General features: G+C 70.4%; 13 protein-coding genes and 1 tRNA gene. 4 read left to right on the top strand and 10 right to left on the bottom strand.

From position 1 onward, the window contains the following. Window positions 1-18 precede the first annotated feature (18 nt). The 4 genes from LWP59_RS37695 to LWP59_RS37680 all read left to right on the top strand — a co-directional run bounded on the left by LWP59_RS37695 (window position 19) and on the right by LWP59_RS37680 (window position 6,448). Complete coding sequence (locus LWP59_RS37695) at window positions 19-3,138, top strand: lantibiotic dehydratase (RefSeq protein WP_101436321.1); 3,120 nt, start codon at window positions 19-21, stop codon at window positions 3,136-3,138. Then, the gene (locus LWP59_RS37690) at window positions 3,135-4,349 is read left to right on the top strand and encodes a lanthionine synthetase C family protein (protein ID WP_101436320.1); all 1,215 of its coding nucleotides are present in this window, start codon (window positions 3,135-3,137) and stop codon (window positions 4,347-4,349) included. The genes LWP59_RS37695 and LWP59_RS37690 overlap by 4 nt, the downstream gene beginning before the upstream one ends. Continuing rightward, the gene (locus LWP59_RS37685; protein WP_101436319.1) at window positions 4,331-5,356 is read left to right on the top strand and encodes a thiopeptide-type bacteriocin biosynthesis protein; all 1,026 of its coding nucleotides are present in this window, start codon (window positions 4,331-4,333) and stop codon (window positions 5,354-5,356) included. Before LWP59_RS37690 ends, LWP59_RS37685 begins: the two co-directional genes overlap by 19 nt. 267 nt (window positions 5,357-5,623) lie before the next feature. Next, a complete protein-coding gene (locus tag LWP59_RS37680) occupies window positions 5,624-6,448 on the top strand; it encodes an SAM-dependent methyltransferase (protein WP_101436318.1) in 825 nt (274 codons plus the stop codon). Between the two features lie 91 nt (window positions 6,449-6,539). Here LWP59_RS37680 and LWP59_RS37675 read toward each other — a convergent pair. The 10 genes from LWP59_RS37675 to LWP59_RS37630 form a co-directional block, all read right to left on the bottom strand. Next, a tRNA-Lys gene (locus LWP59_RS37675) sits at window positions 6,540-6,612 on the bottom strand. 162 nt (window positions 6,613-6,774) lie between these two features. After that, window positions 6,775-7,245 carry a hypothetical protein gene (locus LWP59_RS37670; RefSeq protein WP_143271392.1) on the bottom strand — a complete coding sequence of 157 codons (471 nt, stop codon included), beginning with the start codon at window positions 7,243-7,245 and terminating at the stop codon, window positions 6,775-6,777. A 119-nt stretch (window positions 7,246-7,364) separates the two neighbouring features. After that, window positions 7,365-8,183: an SAM-dependent methyltransferase gene (locus LWP59_RS37665; protein WP_101436316.1), complete on the bottom strand. Its 819-nt coding sequence runs from the start codon at window positions 8,181-8,183 to the stop codon at window positions 7,365-7,367. 93 nt (window positions 8,184-8,276) lie between these two features. After that, a complete protein-coding gene (locus tag LWP59_RS37660) occupies window positions 8,277-9,164 on the bottom strand; it encodes a S1 family peptidase (RefSeq protein ID WP_101436315.1) in 888 nt (295 codons plus the stop codon). Between the two features lie 135 nt (window positions 9,165-9,299). Continuing rightward, window positions 9,300-9,869 (bottom strand): hypothetical protein, encoded by a 570-nt coding sequence (locus LWP59_RS37655; protein ID WP_101436314.1) that lies wholly within the window; start codon window positions 9,867-9,869, stop codon window positions 9,300-9,302. Between the two features lie 562 nt (window positions 9,870-10,431). Further along, window positions 10,432-11,442: an SAM-dependent methyltransferase gene (locus tag LWP59_RS37650; RefSeq protein WP_101436313.1), complete on the bottom strand. Its 1,011-nt coding sequence runs from the start codon at window positions 11,440-11,442 to the stop codon at window positions 10,432-10,434. After that, window positions 11,439-12,089, bottom strand: a complete 651-nt coding sequence (locus tag LWP59_RS37645) for an HAD family hydrolase (protein WP_101436312.1) — start codon at window positions 12,087-12,089, stop codon at window positions 11,439-11,441. Before LWP59_RS37645 ends, LWP59_RS37650 begins: the two co-directional genes overlap by 4 nt. After that, window positions 12,083-12,694 (bottom strand): hypothetical protein, encoded by a 612-nt coding sequence (locus LWP59_RS37640; protein WP_101436311.1) that lies wholly within the window; start codon window positions 12,692-12,694, stop codon window positions 12,083-12,085. The genes LWP59_RS37645 and LWP59_RS37640 overlap by 7 nt, the downstream gene beginning before the upstream one ends. Further along, complete coding sequence (locus LWP59_RS37635; RefSeq protein ID WP_101436310.1) at window positions 12,691-12,939, bottom strand: hypothetical protein; 249 nt, start codon at window positions 12,937-12,939, stop codon at window positions 12,691-12,693. The genes LWP59_RS37640 and LWP59_RS37635 overlap by 4 nt, the downstream gene beginning before the upstream one ends. A gap of 58 nt (window positions 12,940-12,997) precedes the next feature. Beyond that, window positions 12,998-14,167, bottom strand: a complete 1,170-nt coding sequence (locus LWP59_RS37630) for a hypothetical protein (RefSeq protein ID WP_101436309.1) — start codon at window positions 14,165-14,167, stop codon at window positions 12,998-13,000. Between the last annotated feature and the right edge of the window lie 272 nt (window positions 14,168-14,439).

Here is a 14,439-nt window from a genome sequence, read left to right as displayed (position 1 = left end):
GAAGACAGGGCGAGGCTCATGGCCGCGAAACGGACCCATTTCCAGCACGTCGATCTGGTGCTGGCCCGGGTCAGCACGGACCCAGGCGGGCTGGACGTGCCCGAGGCCGTGTCCGCCGGAACCGGGGACGCCTCCGGGACTGGCCGGGCGTGGCTGGTGCGGTTATGGCACCGCGCCGAGGTCCGTGCCGCGCTGCGAATCGCGAGCCCCGTGCTGGCCGAGCAGATTGACCAGCTCGTCTCCGGCCGCGACGGCGACCCGCGCCAGGTTCGGCGTGTGCTGTCGGCCACCTCGTCCTACCTGCTGCGGTGGAGGCGGCGCGCGACCCCGTTCGGCTTGTTCGCCGGAGTCGCCGCCGCCTCCACCGACGCCCCGGCGTCCGCTCGCCTCGACCCCGAATGCCGGGTGTCGGCGCGGGCGGACGCCCGATGGCTCGGCGAGATCATCACGGGCCTGCAGCAACGTCACGACCTGCTGCCGCGCTTGACAGTGGTCGCCAACAACGCCGCGTTCCGGCGCGGCACCCGGGTCGTGATTCCCGCCCGCCCGGACGAAACCCAGCCCCAGCGCGGCGCGGCACTCGACACCTCCCTCCGTTACACCCGCGCGGTCGAGAACGCCTTGCGAGGCGCGGCGTCCCCGGTGCGGATGGCGGAGCTGGCTGAGCGGATCGGCTCCGACTTCCCCGCCACCGACCCCGAGACCATCGGCCGACTGCTCGCGCAACTGGTCGAGAGCGGCGCGCTGATCACCACACTGCGACCACCGTTGACAGCGACGGACCCGTTGTCGCACCTGCTCGCCGAACTCGACGCCGCGGGCATCGACGACCTGCCCGACCTGGTGAAGATGACCGCCGAACTCACCGCGATCCGGGACGAGCTGGCCTCGGCGCGTGCCTGGGCGCCGATGGCCGAGCACGCGATCGCGTTGGAGCAGACCGAGGATCGGATGCGCGCGCTCCATCCGACCCCGGGGCGGGTCCAGGCCGTGGACGTGGCGGTGGCCGGCGAGCTGACCGTTCCCGAGGCGGTGCTGCGCGAGGCGGAGATCGCCGCGACGACGCTCCTGCGGCTCACCCCGTTCCCGTTCGGCGATCCGGCATGGAAGGACTGGCACGCCCGGTTCCTGGACCGCTACGGCGCGGGCGCGGTCGTCGGTGTGCGCGAGGTGATCGCCGACTCCGGGCTGGGTTTCCCCGCCGGGTTTCTCGGCGCGGCCCGGCCGCGCGCCGCGCACCTCGTCACCGAACGCGACGTCACCCTCCTGCGGCTGATCCAGCGCGCCAGCACCGAGGGCCGGGCCGAGATCGCCGTGACCGAGTCCGTCCTCGAGGATCTCCGCGTCGGTGACCACGCGAAACTCATCGCGCCCGCTCGAGCGGAGCTGGCGTTCCAGCTTCATGCCACCTCATCCGAAGCCCTGGAACGCGGGCATTTCCAGTTGTGGGTCACCGGCGCTCCGATGCACGCCACCAGCATGGCCGGACGCTTCACCCGCCTGCTGTCCGAACAGGACCGGGAACGGCTGGCCGCCAGCTACGCCCCGGATTGCGCCGACGTCGCCTGCGCGCAGCTGTCGTTCCCGCCACGGCGCGAGGGCAACGAGAACATCGTGCGCGTACCCCGGTTCCTGCCGTACCTGATCCCTCTCGGCGAACACCACGCCACCGAGCGGACCGTGATCGAGCTGGACGATCTGGCGGTGACCGCCGACGCCGATGAGATCGCGCTTGTGCGGATCTCCACCGGCCGGCGGGTCCAGCCGCACATCCCGCACGCGCTGCAGAACACCATCCAGACCCCGCCGCTGGCGCGGTTCCTGGCCGAGGTCGCCTCCGCGCGCCGCGCGGTGTACGGCCCGTTCGGCTACGGCGTCGCCGACGACCTGCCGTTCGTGCCCCGCATCCGCCACGGCCGCGCCGTCCTCTCGCCCGCCCGCTGGCACCTCACCCCCACTGACGTCCCACCCGCCGCGGGCACCGGTTCCTGGGACGAGGCGCTGCACACCTGGCGGGCACGGTGGCGGGTGCCCTCGGCGGTCGTCCTGGTCGAAGGTGAACTCCGGCTCCCGCTCGACCTGGACGACCACGCTGATCGCGCACTGTTGCGCAGCCGCCTGGAACGCAACCGGACCGGCCACCTCGAACTGCGCGAGGCCGGACCTCACGAACCCGGCGGCTGGGCCGGGCGCCCCTGCGAACTAGTGGTCCCACTGCGCGCCGCCCCACCGGCCAAGACACCGGGGCACGACGAGACACGAGCAGCCCGGCCACACGTCGCGGTGCGCCGCTCGGACACGGCGATGCCAGGCAGGGCAGGAATCATCCGCGCACACCTGCACGCCCATCCCACACGGTTCGACGAGATCCTCACCGACTACCTGCCCGGCCTGATCACCGGCGTCAACACCGAGCACGGCGCCGCGCCGTGGTGGTTCTGGCGACATCACGACCCCGCCCGAGCCGACTGCGACCAGCACCTCGTGCTGTGCCTGCGTACCCGCCCCGACACCCACGAGGCCGTGGCCGCCCAGCTCACGGATTGGGCCGGCACCCTGAGCGAGGCAGGTCTGCTCGCCGAACTCACCTACGCCTCCGCAACACCATCCCCGGCCGCCCTCGGCCACACCCCGGAAACACGCGACGCCCTCGACGAGGTGTTCACCGCGGACTCGGTGGCCGCCGTGGAACAGCTGCGCTGTGCGAAACGCACCGAAACACCCGGCCAAGCCCTTGCGGCGGCCTCCATGACCGAGATCGTCGCGTCACTGGCGACCTCCCCGCAGCTCGGATTGCGCGACCTGGTCGACCTGCTGCCTCACGAACCCGGCAAGCTCGACCGCGCGCTCGCCGACGCCGCACTCGCCCTCGTCGACCACCACGGCCAGCTGCGGCCCCTACCCGGCGGAGACGCCGTCACCGAGGCGTGGCAGCAGCGCCACCACGCCCTCGCCTCCTACCGCGAACGCGCGGCACACGACGAAAGCGTCGAGGAACGGCTAGTGCTGCGGACGCTGCTGCACAGCCACCACCTGCGCGCGGTGAGCGTGGACCCCGGCACGGAAAAGGTCACCGCTCGCCTCGCCCGAGCCACCGCCCAGCGCCGCCTCGCCCTTCTCCGCCAGGACCGAGCATGACCACCACGCGGGAACCACAAACGCTCTCCGACCAACTGGCCGCGCGCCTGGCGGTCCCGGTCACCGACCCAGACGACCACAGCGGCCGGGAGCAATCGCTGGCCGAAGGCGCGGCCGGGATCGCCCTGCTGCACATCGAACGCGCCCTCGCCGGAGCCGGATCCTGGGCCACCGCCCACCCGTGGGTCACTGCGGCGACCTCCCGCGGCGTCAGCATCGCCGCCGACACCAACCTCTACCTCGGCGCACCGGCAATCTCCTTCCTCCTGCACGCGGCGCAGGCCGACGGGCGGCACCGCTACCAGGACGCTGTCGCCACCCTGGAAGCTCGCGTCCGCACGCTGGCCCAGCACCGCGTTGAGACCGCTGCGGCCCGCGCCAGCCGTGGCGAGGCCCCGAATTTCAGCGAGTACGACCTGTTCACCGGCCTGACCGGGATCGGGCGGCTCCTGCTCCAGCACAACCCCGGCGCCGACGTACTCGAACAGGTCCTGAACCACCTCGTGCGCCTGACCGAACCCCGGCCTGACCAGCTGCCCGGATGGTGGGTTGGGCACGACCCGGACACCACGATCGCGACACCCGGCGGCCACGCGAACCTCGGCCTCGCGCACGGCATCTGCGGCGTGCTGGCCTTCCTCGGCACCGCGCTGCGCCGCGGTGTCACCGTCGAGGGCCACGCCGAGGCCATCGCCCGGATCTGCGCGCACCTGGACACCTGGCGCCACGACGACGATTCCGGCCCGTGGTGGCCGGAATGGCTCACCCACGACGAAATCCGCACCGGCCGAGCCCACCAGCGCGGCCCACTGCGGCCGAGCTGGTGCTACGGCACCCCCGGAATCGCGCGCGCCCAGCAGATCGCCGCCATCGCTGCCGGCGACACCGCCCGGCAACGCCTGGCCGAAGACGCCCTCGCCGTCTGCCTGGCCGACTCCGGCCAACTCGCCCACGTCACCGACACCAGCCTCTGCCACGGCTGGGCCGGGCTCTACCAGACCGCCTGGCGCGCGGCCCAAGACGCGCTCAGCGCCGACATCAGCCAGCACCTGCCGCGTTTGGCCGCATCGTTGAGCCACGCCACCTCGAACACATCTGAACAGGCCGCCGGGTTCCTCACCGGCACGGCAGGACTCGCGCTCGCCGCGCACACCGCGACTCACGACACACCACCGATCTCGGGATGGGACGCATGCCTGCTGATCACCTGACCCCGTGCCCTGGCCTCGAGCACGCCATCGCCACCGTCCTCGCCGGCACGCCAGTGGACCAGGCCGCCTCGACAGCCGGGATGGACGCGCTCGCACTGTCCGACGCGATCGAGATCTACCGGGACGCGGGCCAGCGCGCGCTCGACCAGCACACCGACCCCAGCTGGTGGCAGGTCTACCTCCGCTTCACCGACTGGGACAACGCCGAACACACCGCCACCGCGCACCTCGCCCCGCTGCTCACCCTCGCTGCCGATGACGACATGACCAGCGGGTGGTGGTTCATCCGCAAACACCCCTGCTGGCGACTGCGGCTCCACGTCGGCCCACAACACCGCCACGCCCTGATACAGACGCTCTCCGGCGCCTTCGACGACCTCACCGCCCGCGGTCACCTCCACTCGTGGTGGACCGGGATCTACGAACCGGAAACCGCCGCCTTCGGCGACCACCCCGGTATCGACATCGCCCACGACCTGTTCTGCGCCGACAGCCACGCCATCCTCACCGTGGCGCACCGCGACATCGGCCTCGGCCGCCGCGAGCTGTCCCTGCTGCTGTGCAGCACGCTCATGCGCGCCGCCCACATCGAGTGGTACGAGCAAGGCGACATCTGGCACCACGTCTCCCAGCAACGCCCGCTGCCCGCCGACATCACCTCCGGCAACGTCGCCGCCATGGCCGCGGCGATCCGCCAACCCCTGCTCGCCGACATCACCGACAGGGGGTCACTGCTCGGCCCGGGCGGGCCGCTGGCATCCATCGCCCCCTGGACACGAGCATTCCGCGACGCCGGCCACGCGCTCGGTGCCGCAGCGAGCGAGGGTCGCCTTCGCAGGGGCCTCCGCGAGGTCATCAGCTACGCGATCATTTTCCACTGGAACCGCCTCGGCTTCACCGCGCGAACGCAAGCCATCCTCGCCCACGCGGCGCGCACCGCGATCCTGGACGCCCACACCGTCAAGACCGCCGACACCGACGCACCGGCATCGTCGGTGACCGGCTAGCGACCATGCGCCCCGAACACCGACCTCTGGCAACCACGACGCGACGGCTCGCCGCCGGGGAAACCTCGGTGACACGGTGCACCGCTCCGCCGTCATGGACGTCGCGGATACCGGTCACACCCCCAGCCAGAGCGGGACACCCGGGCCGTCGCGCCACTGTCGCTCCGGTACAGCGGCGCCCGGGTGCCACAGCCGCGCACGCCGTTACAGTGTCAACGGGTTCGTTCGAGTCGGGGTGAACGAGCCCACCCGTGGGGAAGGCCAGTCATGGCGCACATCAACAGCACCCACCCGATGTGTCCCTCGCTGGACACCACCCGCCCTGGGGTAGCCCGGGTGCGCGATGCCGCGCTGGGCGGCAAGGACAACTACTCCATCGACCGGGACCTGGTGGCCGAGCTCGAACACGCGACACCCGGCTTCAAAGACCTGGTCCGCGCCGAACGCGCGTGGCACGTCCGCGCCGTGCGGTACCTCGCCGGCATCGGGATGGACCAGTTCCTCGACTGCGGCGTCGGGCTGCCGACCCTGTTCGACAACACCCACGAGGTCGCCCAGCGCCACAACTCCGACGCTCGGGTCGCCTACGCCGACGCCGATTGCATCGTCGTGGCCCACGGTCGCGCCCTGCTGCAAGACGGCGAGTGCAGCCTCGTCCTTCAGGCCGACTACACCTATCCTGAAGAACTCCTGCCCGCCGCCGGTGCGTTCCTGGATTTCACCCGCCCGATCGGGCTGCTGCTCACCGACACCCTGCACCACGTCGAGGACGACGCCCATCCCGACAAGCTCATGGCGACCTACCGTGACGCGCTCGCACCCGGTTCCGCCGTCGTCGTGAGCCACTGGTGGGATCCCGGCACCGGCCCTGAGCACGACGCCGCGTGCGCGTTGGAGGCCACCTGGCAGGTCCGCTGTCCCAATACTGGCCGTTACCGCACCCGCGCCGAGATCGAGGCCCTGCTCGACGGACTGGAACTCGTGCCGCCCGGCCTCGTGGCGTTCGACGACTGGTGGCCCGACGGCCCCAGCATGACCGCACCGACGCCAACCAGGCGTCTCGGACTCGCCGCCGTCGGAATCAAACCCTGAGCAACCTCGCCCAGGGACCTCACACGACCTCGCCAGCCGAGGCCACCTCGCTGAACTTAACAGGAAAGGTGGCTTGACCTGCGGAAACTTGTGGGCCGCCAGGGGCTCGAACCCTGGACCCAAGGATTAAAAGTCCTTTGCTCTACCAACTGAGCTAGCGGCCCGCGAGTAAGTTTAGCGGGAGGCCGTCGGGCGCTGCGCGGCCTGGGTGCCCTGTTGACCGGGGGACCGTGGTAATTGCGGGCTTGGTGGTTCCCGGCTGGCCGTGCCTGTCGGTTGTCGAAGTGGGTCGCCCCCGGATCCGGTCGCTGGGCCTGTCGGCGCGGTTATTCCTGCGTGGGGGCGCCCTGGTGGCATTCGGCGCAGGGTTGGGCGTCGTCGGGGATCGTGGCGTCGATGAGGCCGATTCGCGCGCATCGAGTGAAGGCGGCCGTGTGGTCGCCGTATCGGGTCGCTATCGGGGTGTCGCTGATCCTGTGCACGGTCTGCGGGGTGGTGAAGCCGATGCATCGCTCGCCAGCCGTCGCTGTCGCGGGCGGTTCGGGGGCAACCGGCGTGAAGAGGGCATCGAGGTCGAACGATGGCCACTGCGGTTCGGGTTCCGGCTTCTCGTGCTGACCACTGGGGCGTGGTCGCAGAAGGTGGACGGCGGCCAGGGCTGGTCGGTGCTCCGTGGGCAGGGTGGCCGTCGAGCCCGCGGTTGAGGCGGCTGGGTGCGCGGTTCGCTTGGGGCGGCCGGGCGGCCGGATCTGGACGCCAGCGGCGACCAGATGGGCGCGGACGGTCTTGACGGACATGCGGTAGCGGCGAGCGAGGGACCGCAGGGACGCGCCGGCCTCGTACCGGCTGGCCATGCCCGGTGGGGCCGGGCGGCGAGTCCTCGCAGCGGCAACAGCGCTGCCGGTACGGCTGCCCATTACTGGTCTTGGACGTCGGCGTCGGGGATGCGTGCGGCGACGCAGTGCAGGAACGGGCCGTCGTGGTGGTCGGCCGGGATCGTGTCGAGGCCGGACAGCCAGCGGCTGAGCGTGCGGCGGGATCGGGGCGTGAGTGGTTGTTCGATGCTGCGATAGAGGTTCAGCGCGGCCGACAGGCGGAGATGGTCTTCGGGCTTGTCCGGGGGCGTGAGGTGGGAGAGCGCGAGGTAGCTGCCGGGGGCGAGGGCGTCGCGGTAGCGGGCGAGGATGTCGGCGGGGTGGTGTTCGTCCGGGACGTGGTGCAGGACGGCGGTGGCCAGCAGGAGCACGGGTTGGGTCAGGTCGAGGGTGCTCCGCACCGCTGTGCTGGCCAGGATCGCGTCGGGGTCGCGCAGGTCGGCGGTGAGGATCTCGCTCGCCGGGTTGGAATGCTGTTGCCGGGCGATCGTGCAGGCGGCGGTCACGATGGGGTCGTAGTCGACATGAACCGCGCGGATTCCGGGATGGGCAAGCGTGGCCTGGTGCCGCCAGGTGGGCCCGGTGGGCATGCCGCAACCGAGGACGAGTACCTGCCGGACCCCGTGGTCGAGCGCGTGATGCAGTACGTCGGTGGCGAAGGCGAGGTTATGGCGGGCGATGTCGCCGACGGGTAGCAGGAGTGCGACTTGTTCGCCGAAATACCGGTCGACGCCGGTGTTGTGGCTGTTTCCGGCGGCCCAGTCCGCGATCCGGGCCGTGTTGGGTTGTTCGAGCCGGGAGAAGTCCGGTGTCGGCCATCGTGGGGCGTCGTTCGCGGTCGCGCTTGTCGTGTGGTTCATCGGCGTTGGTCGTCCCCGACTTCAGGTCTGATCCGGCTGAGTCCCGGGGTGCCGCGCTGTGCTGGGCACGGGCGCGACAGCCCGGGCTTCGTGTTAGGTGGCGTTGCCGGTGCGGGCGACGTGGTAAATCCAGTCCCGGAAGTCCGGTGAGCTGGTGTACACGTCGGGCGCGGTGCCGCAGAATTCGGTGGCGGCGCGGCTGGCGCCGCCGACGAGCTGCTGCACGCCGTTGACGGTGGCCAGGGCGGGCCCGCCGGAGTCTCCGTAGCAGCTGCCGTCCGTGCCCGAGGGGTTGTCGGTGCACAGCTCGCCGACGGACATGGCCGCGTCCGCGCAGCGGGAGGGCGCGGTGACGCGGGTGTCGAGCTGTTGCAGGTGCAGCGGCAGGTCGGTGCTGGTGCTGTCGGGCTCGGTCACGCCCCAGCCGTAGAGGCTGATCTTGCTGTCCCGACGGGCGGTGTCGCGCGCCAGCTGGACGGTCGGCTGCTGGAGCAGGTGGTCGAGCTTGAGCATGGCGATGTCCGAGACCTTGTTCTTGGGCGCGCCTTGGGCCCAGTTCCAGCCGGGGTGGACCACGATCTTGGTCACCGTCGCGGTTTCCCCGCCGGAGAGCCGATCGAGACTGCCGACCCGGACGTGAAACGCCTTGTCCGCGGTCGGGATCGGCGCCGCGTCGGCTGCGAATCGCCGGGCCGTGGACCCGTTGGCCGCACCTGTTGGCGGGTCGGTGACGCAGTGTGCGGCGGTGACCACCCAGCCTCGGAACACCAAGGCCGCGCCGCAGGTGTGGTAGTCGATGTACTTGGCGCCGTGCGCGGGCGCGTCGTACTGCAGCGAGGTGATACCGGCAGGAGCGCTCGTGGCCGGGTGCCCGCCGACGATCATCGGTTCGACCGGAGGCGGGGTGTCGGCGACCGCTGTGGTCACCGGGGCGGTCAGCGCGGCGGCGATGCTCACCGTGACGGCTGCTGTGAACGACATGATCTTTCTGTTCACGAAGGTTGTCTTCCCATCTGAAAGAAAAGCGACAATTTGTCCACAATGGATTCGTTGCGGTCCGGGCAGATCGGTGGCCCGCGGCCTGGATGGCTGAACGGCATCGGCGGCTGACCCCGGCTATTCGACGACGTCTTCGCGTTCGGTCACGGCGTGCAGGGCGGGTTTGTCGTGTCCCGGCGCGCCGGTTCGGCAGGGCTCGCTGGGATTGTCGTTGCTGCCGCACGAGCCGAAGATCAGGCAACGGGAGATCTCGTTGGGGTGGAGCGTGCGCGCATGGTGTTCCAGTCGGACGAGCACGGCGGGAAAGACACCGGTGTGCAGGCCGATGCTGAGCGGTGTGCTGCGGTGACGAGCGCAGCCGATGATGGTGCCGCACGAGGTGAAGCGGGCGATCCAGTGCTCACCGTCGCGGTAGAGGTCGCATTCGAGTTCGTTCAAGCCGACATCGGCCGCGGGGTACCGGCGGTTGTCGTCGTCGAGCGCGTCACCGAAACTCGCGGGGTAGTAGAAGTTGGCGACGATGTCTGAGTCGCGATCGAGAATTGTCCAGCCGCGATAGGTAAACCAGGCGATCAGCGGGTCGACGGTTCCGTCGTCGGCGGGCGGGCGCCCGTGGCGGCCGGTCCCGACGAACGGGTCGAGTACGTCCCGGACACGGGTCAGCAGGGTGCCGAATAGGTGGAGCATTCCGGTGGTGGCCTTCCTTGGGGTGTCAGTGGGCGGTGTTGTGCGTGGCCCGCAAAGGGGCGATGGCCTTCGCGACTTCGGGCAGAGCGTCTGCGCTGTCGGCCGTACGGCAGCGGACGCGGTTCGTCGGGGAATGAAGCCGCGAGCCTCGACCGTCGTGGTGGCGCGGTTAGTGCGGTTCGGGCGGACGTGTCCTGGCTTCAGTGGTGTCGGCGTCGTTCGGTGGCGTGGGGCGCGAAGCGTGTCGTAGGTAGGGCCGGGGCCCGGTTCGTGGCCGTGCGGGTGGTGTGCGGACTGGGGGAAGCCGCAGCGTCGGCTGCTCGCGTTCCGGACGGGTAGCCCGGAGGTCGCGGTCGTGTACCGGCCAGGCCGGGGGTGGTGGCTGTTTCTGCTCGGCTTCGACGCGGGCGGCTATTGCCGCGACCGAGTCCGGGCGCTCGTTCCAGCGCCGTCGCCGACGGCGAGCGCGGGCTCGCACGGCGAGCACGGCGCCAGCCACCAGCAGCGCGGCCGAAAGGCCGACGAGGAGGATCGGGCTCATCGTCAGACCGGTCGTTGTGGATCATGGCGCGCCCGTCCGGCTGACGTCGGCGCGGCGTTCGGGAACACGTCCGACCGCGGCGAGGGTGTAGGGCGCGCGGGGGTGGCGGGTCTCCTCCGGCTCGGGCCAGCGCCGGGTCGTGGTGATGCCCGGGTCGAGCAGATCGAGATCAGTAAACAGCCGGGCGAACTCATCGACGCTGCAAGGCTGCGGGTGCGGCGGCACACAGCGTTGGTGTGCTCGGCACCAGCGGGCCGTGACCGCCCGCAAGGCCACGAGATCGCCGGGGTTCGCGGGCGCGAGCAACGGCTCGTCCGTCAGGTGCGTGATCGCGACAAGACTGCCCGGATGCAGACGTTGTGCTAGGCGTCGCGGCACGGAGCGGCCGTCGATTCCGGGTTCGGCGAAGTGCAAGAGGTCGACTGCCAGTACGCACACGCGTTGGGTGAGATCGAGCAATCCCTTCGTGGACAGGTGGGTGAGCATCGTGCCGACAGCGAAGAGGTTTCCCCGCACCATGTTCGATCGGTGCCGAGCGCGGGGGTCGTCCTCGAAGTCGCCCCGACCGTGGGCAAGGACGAGCGGGTCGTGGTCGACGAGCACGATCGTGGGATCCTGCTCAGCGTCCGCGCCGATCACCGCCGCGTGTGCCGCGCTGGTGTGCACGTGTCCTGACCCCAGTTCCACGAACTGGGTGATGCCTTCGTCCAGCGCGTACTCGATCACCCGGGACGTAAAGGCGCGCCGCATCCGCAGCGCCGTTTTCGCGTACGGGGCGATGCGTTTCATTTCCTCGGCGACTTTGTGATCGAGCAGCCATGCCCGGTCGCCGTTGGCGACGATCGCGTTCTCCACCCGCGAGATATGCGGATAACACAGGCATAAGCGCGGCAGTTCGCCCCAGTGGCGCTGTTGGCGAATCCGGTTGTGTGGCCAGGTAAAGGTCGCCCCGCATCCGCCGTGCGGATGAGAACACAACCCATTCCAGTAGCGCCCGCGTTCCTCGGGCATCGGCGAGATCGTCACGCTCATGCAGGTGCTCCTGCCAGTTTCGCGAGGTGTTCGGCGGCGCCGGCGAGATCGGGTACCACGGCGACACGCGGGTCGCGGTGAACGTCGTCCGGGATGTCGACGTCGCGGGTGTTGACGAGCACGGCGGCCCGGCACCCGGCGGCGAGCGCTCCCCGGATGTCTTCGGGCACGCGGTCCCCGAGGTGCACGATGTCGCTGACCGGCACCTGGTGCTCGGTGGCGATCGTGGTCCAGGACCGGGGCTGGGGTTTGCGTGCACGCAGCTGGTAGCTGGTGTACACCCCGGCGAGGTGCTGCCCGCACTGGTCAAGAAGGTCGCCCATCCTGGCGGGCCCGGCGATGCAGGAGACGTTCGACAGCGCCACCACCGGTGCCAGGGCCGCGAGGCGTTCCAGGGCGGCCAGCGTGCCGGGGTAGGCGGTGAACCCGCCGGTCGGCCAGATCTGCGGCCAGTCGGAGGTGTTGATGAGCAACCGCTCGCGCACCAGTTCGGCGACCTCGTCGGTGAGTTCGGGCACGACGTGCAGGATGTTGCGGTCGATCTCGGCCGCGTTGTCCGGCGCCAGCGCGATGTCCCGCAGCACGTCCGCCGTGCCGGGCCGATCGAACGAGCCGAGGGTGTCGCCCACGTCGGTGGTGATCAGCACGCGGTACCTCGCACTCGACGGCGCGCGGGAACGGCGAGGTGGGCCATCACCGCCGCCGCGATGACACCCAGAAGTTTGTGGAGCCCTTGGTCGAGGTCGGAGAGCGCCGTGCCCGGCCCGGACGTGTCCGGTTCGGTATCGGGCTTGCGCATCACGGTGGCGACCGCGATGAAGGTGTCCTTGTGGTTGACCCGCTTCGCCAGCCACAACAGGAAACGACGACGGTCGATGATCCAGTGCGTCCCGAAGTTGATCACCGCACCGGCCAGCTGGGCACGCCACGGCAGACGCAGGCCGAGGATGCGCGCGACGGCCTCGGTGACGATCAGTTGCCCGGCGGCGTAGGTCAACACGTGAGCTGTGGCCGCGCGGCGCCCGACGACGCAGGCCGGCACCGGGGTCTCATTCTCACGCGAGACCTCGGCTGCGGATTTGCCGTCGCTGGGGTATACCAGCTCGTCGCCGTGTAGTCCTTTGAGGACAGCGTCTTTCGGACGCTGGAGCCAGCGGTCAGCCCATAGATGCGACCCGTGGAACGCGCTGGCGAGTGCCCCGAACAACGCGATTCGTTCCACAGCGCGGTCTGGGAAGTTGGCCGTGGTCATTCGCCGTGCTCTTCGGTGCTGCGGCCGTCGTCGGAGCGCTTGTAGAACAGCTCGAGGTAGACGTCCGCGTCGGATTCGCGATCGGCGCGGCGGGGCTGGTCGAGGTCGATGCCCCAGACCTGGACTTCGGCCTGTGCTGGGTCGGCCAGCCACTCGGCTGCGGCGGCGAACACCTCGGCGCAGTCTCGGCCGCTGACCGTCGTGCAGTCCACGGCGTCGTCCGGTGCGAATTGTCGGCGTGGCATACGAACCTTTCTCTTCGAGATACTTCGCGGGAACGTGACCGGCGAGCGTTGACTGTGCTCAGCCGGTGCCGGGAAGCGACGAGGCGATGTGCTCACCGCCGAAGTCCTCAGCGGTCTGGTCGGCCACGACCGGTGTTCCGGTGGCCAGCAAGAACTGGCGTGCCGCCGCGACCACTGAATAACGGGCGGGCGCGGTGTAGCCACCGGCGCTGGCGCCGAAGCGCAGCCACGGCCCGAGCCGCGCCAGGTACGTCAGCCACAACCGTTCGGCGATCGCGGGAATATCGGCTCGCAGCGCCCGGGCGGCATGCCAGGAGTTCAGCAGCGGCTCGGGCCAGCCCGCGGCAACGCCCGGTCGCGAAGCCACTACCTGGGCCGCCCGCGAGCACTGCGTCAGCATCTCCGGCGGCGGAAGGTGTCCCTGGACCAACCCGAGATCGGCCACCCACGGCACTACCGGCGCCGGGTCGCGCTCCGAGGGGCCGACCGACGCCATCCGCAACGCGATCGGCAGCAGTGCGGACGCTTCGCCACGATCCACCGGATCCCGGTTCATCGACCGGGCGAACGCCTCGGAGTGCGGAATGCGTGGCAAGGTCTGCCCGACATCCAGACCGGCCTCGCGAACGGCTGCCAACAGGCCCAGGCCGTGCCCGTGCTCCCAGCCCATGCGCATCAAACCCCAGGACGGTGAGAGCGCGTGGGGTACGGCGTCGCCGGAGAGCACCAGCGTGCGGACCTGCGGGTCCACCAGCGTCAAGCCCAGCGCTGGCGCGCATAAGGGCCGCAGCACGTGAATGGCGAGCAATCGCTGCCACCACGGCGCGGCCAACGGGGTGCACACCGCTCCCGGTCGGTCCTGCTCGCGCAGTCGGCGCAACGCCGACGCGAGCCGTGACTCCGCAGCTGGCGCTTCAAGATCCGCAGGCACGTCTGGATCTGCCAGCACCACCTCCTCTGCGCCGACCTGCGCGGCGTGGCGCAGGCCGCGCCCCACCGCCGCGCCCCAGCTCGCGCCCGGCAAGGTCAGCACCACGTGCGTCGCGCGCAAACCGCTGGAGGCGAACCTCATTTGGGTCGACGGGTCCTTCCGGTCGCTGGTATCAACCAGCACCGTGCACACCGGCCGACCGCGCGCTCCGGCTAGCACCGCATCCTCGACGTGGCGCGCGACCATGCCGATGGTCGCCGTGTGTGCGTGAGCAGGGAGCACGATCACCGCCGGCATCGACCTGCCCTCGTCCGAGTCGGTGCGGGGTGGGGCGGCGAAACCACGAGCAGGAGGGGGAATCGTCGAATTGCTCTGTGGTTCCGCCGCCCCAGTCCTCGCAGCAACGCCCGGAACCCCTGGGGGAAGGGCCTTAGCGGGCTGCGGCGAGGACATCGGGGGCACGGTCTTACTCGCCACCATCGGCGTGCACTCCCAGCTGGCGACGACTTGAGTGAGTGCCCCGTGGGGGCTTCCTGCCGACGTCCGGAGTTGTGGCGTCGGCGCGGATG

Origin of the sequence: Amycolatopsis acidiphila (assembly GCF_021391495.1) — a bacterium.
Taxonomy (GTDB): domain Bacteria; phylum Actinomycetota; class Actinomycetes; order Mycobacteriales; family Pseudonocardiaceae; genus Amycolatopsis_E; species Amycolatopsis_E acidiphila.
The sequence above is the reverse complement of the archived record's forward strand: the minus strand, read 5'-3'. Positions and strand labels throughout refer to the sequence as shown.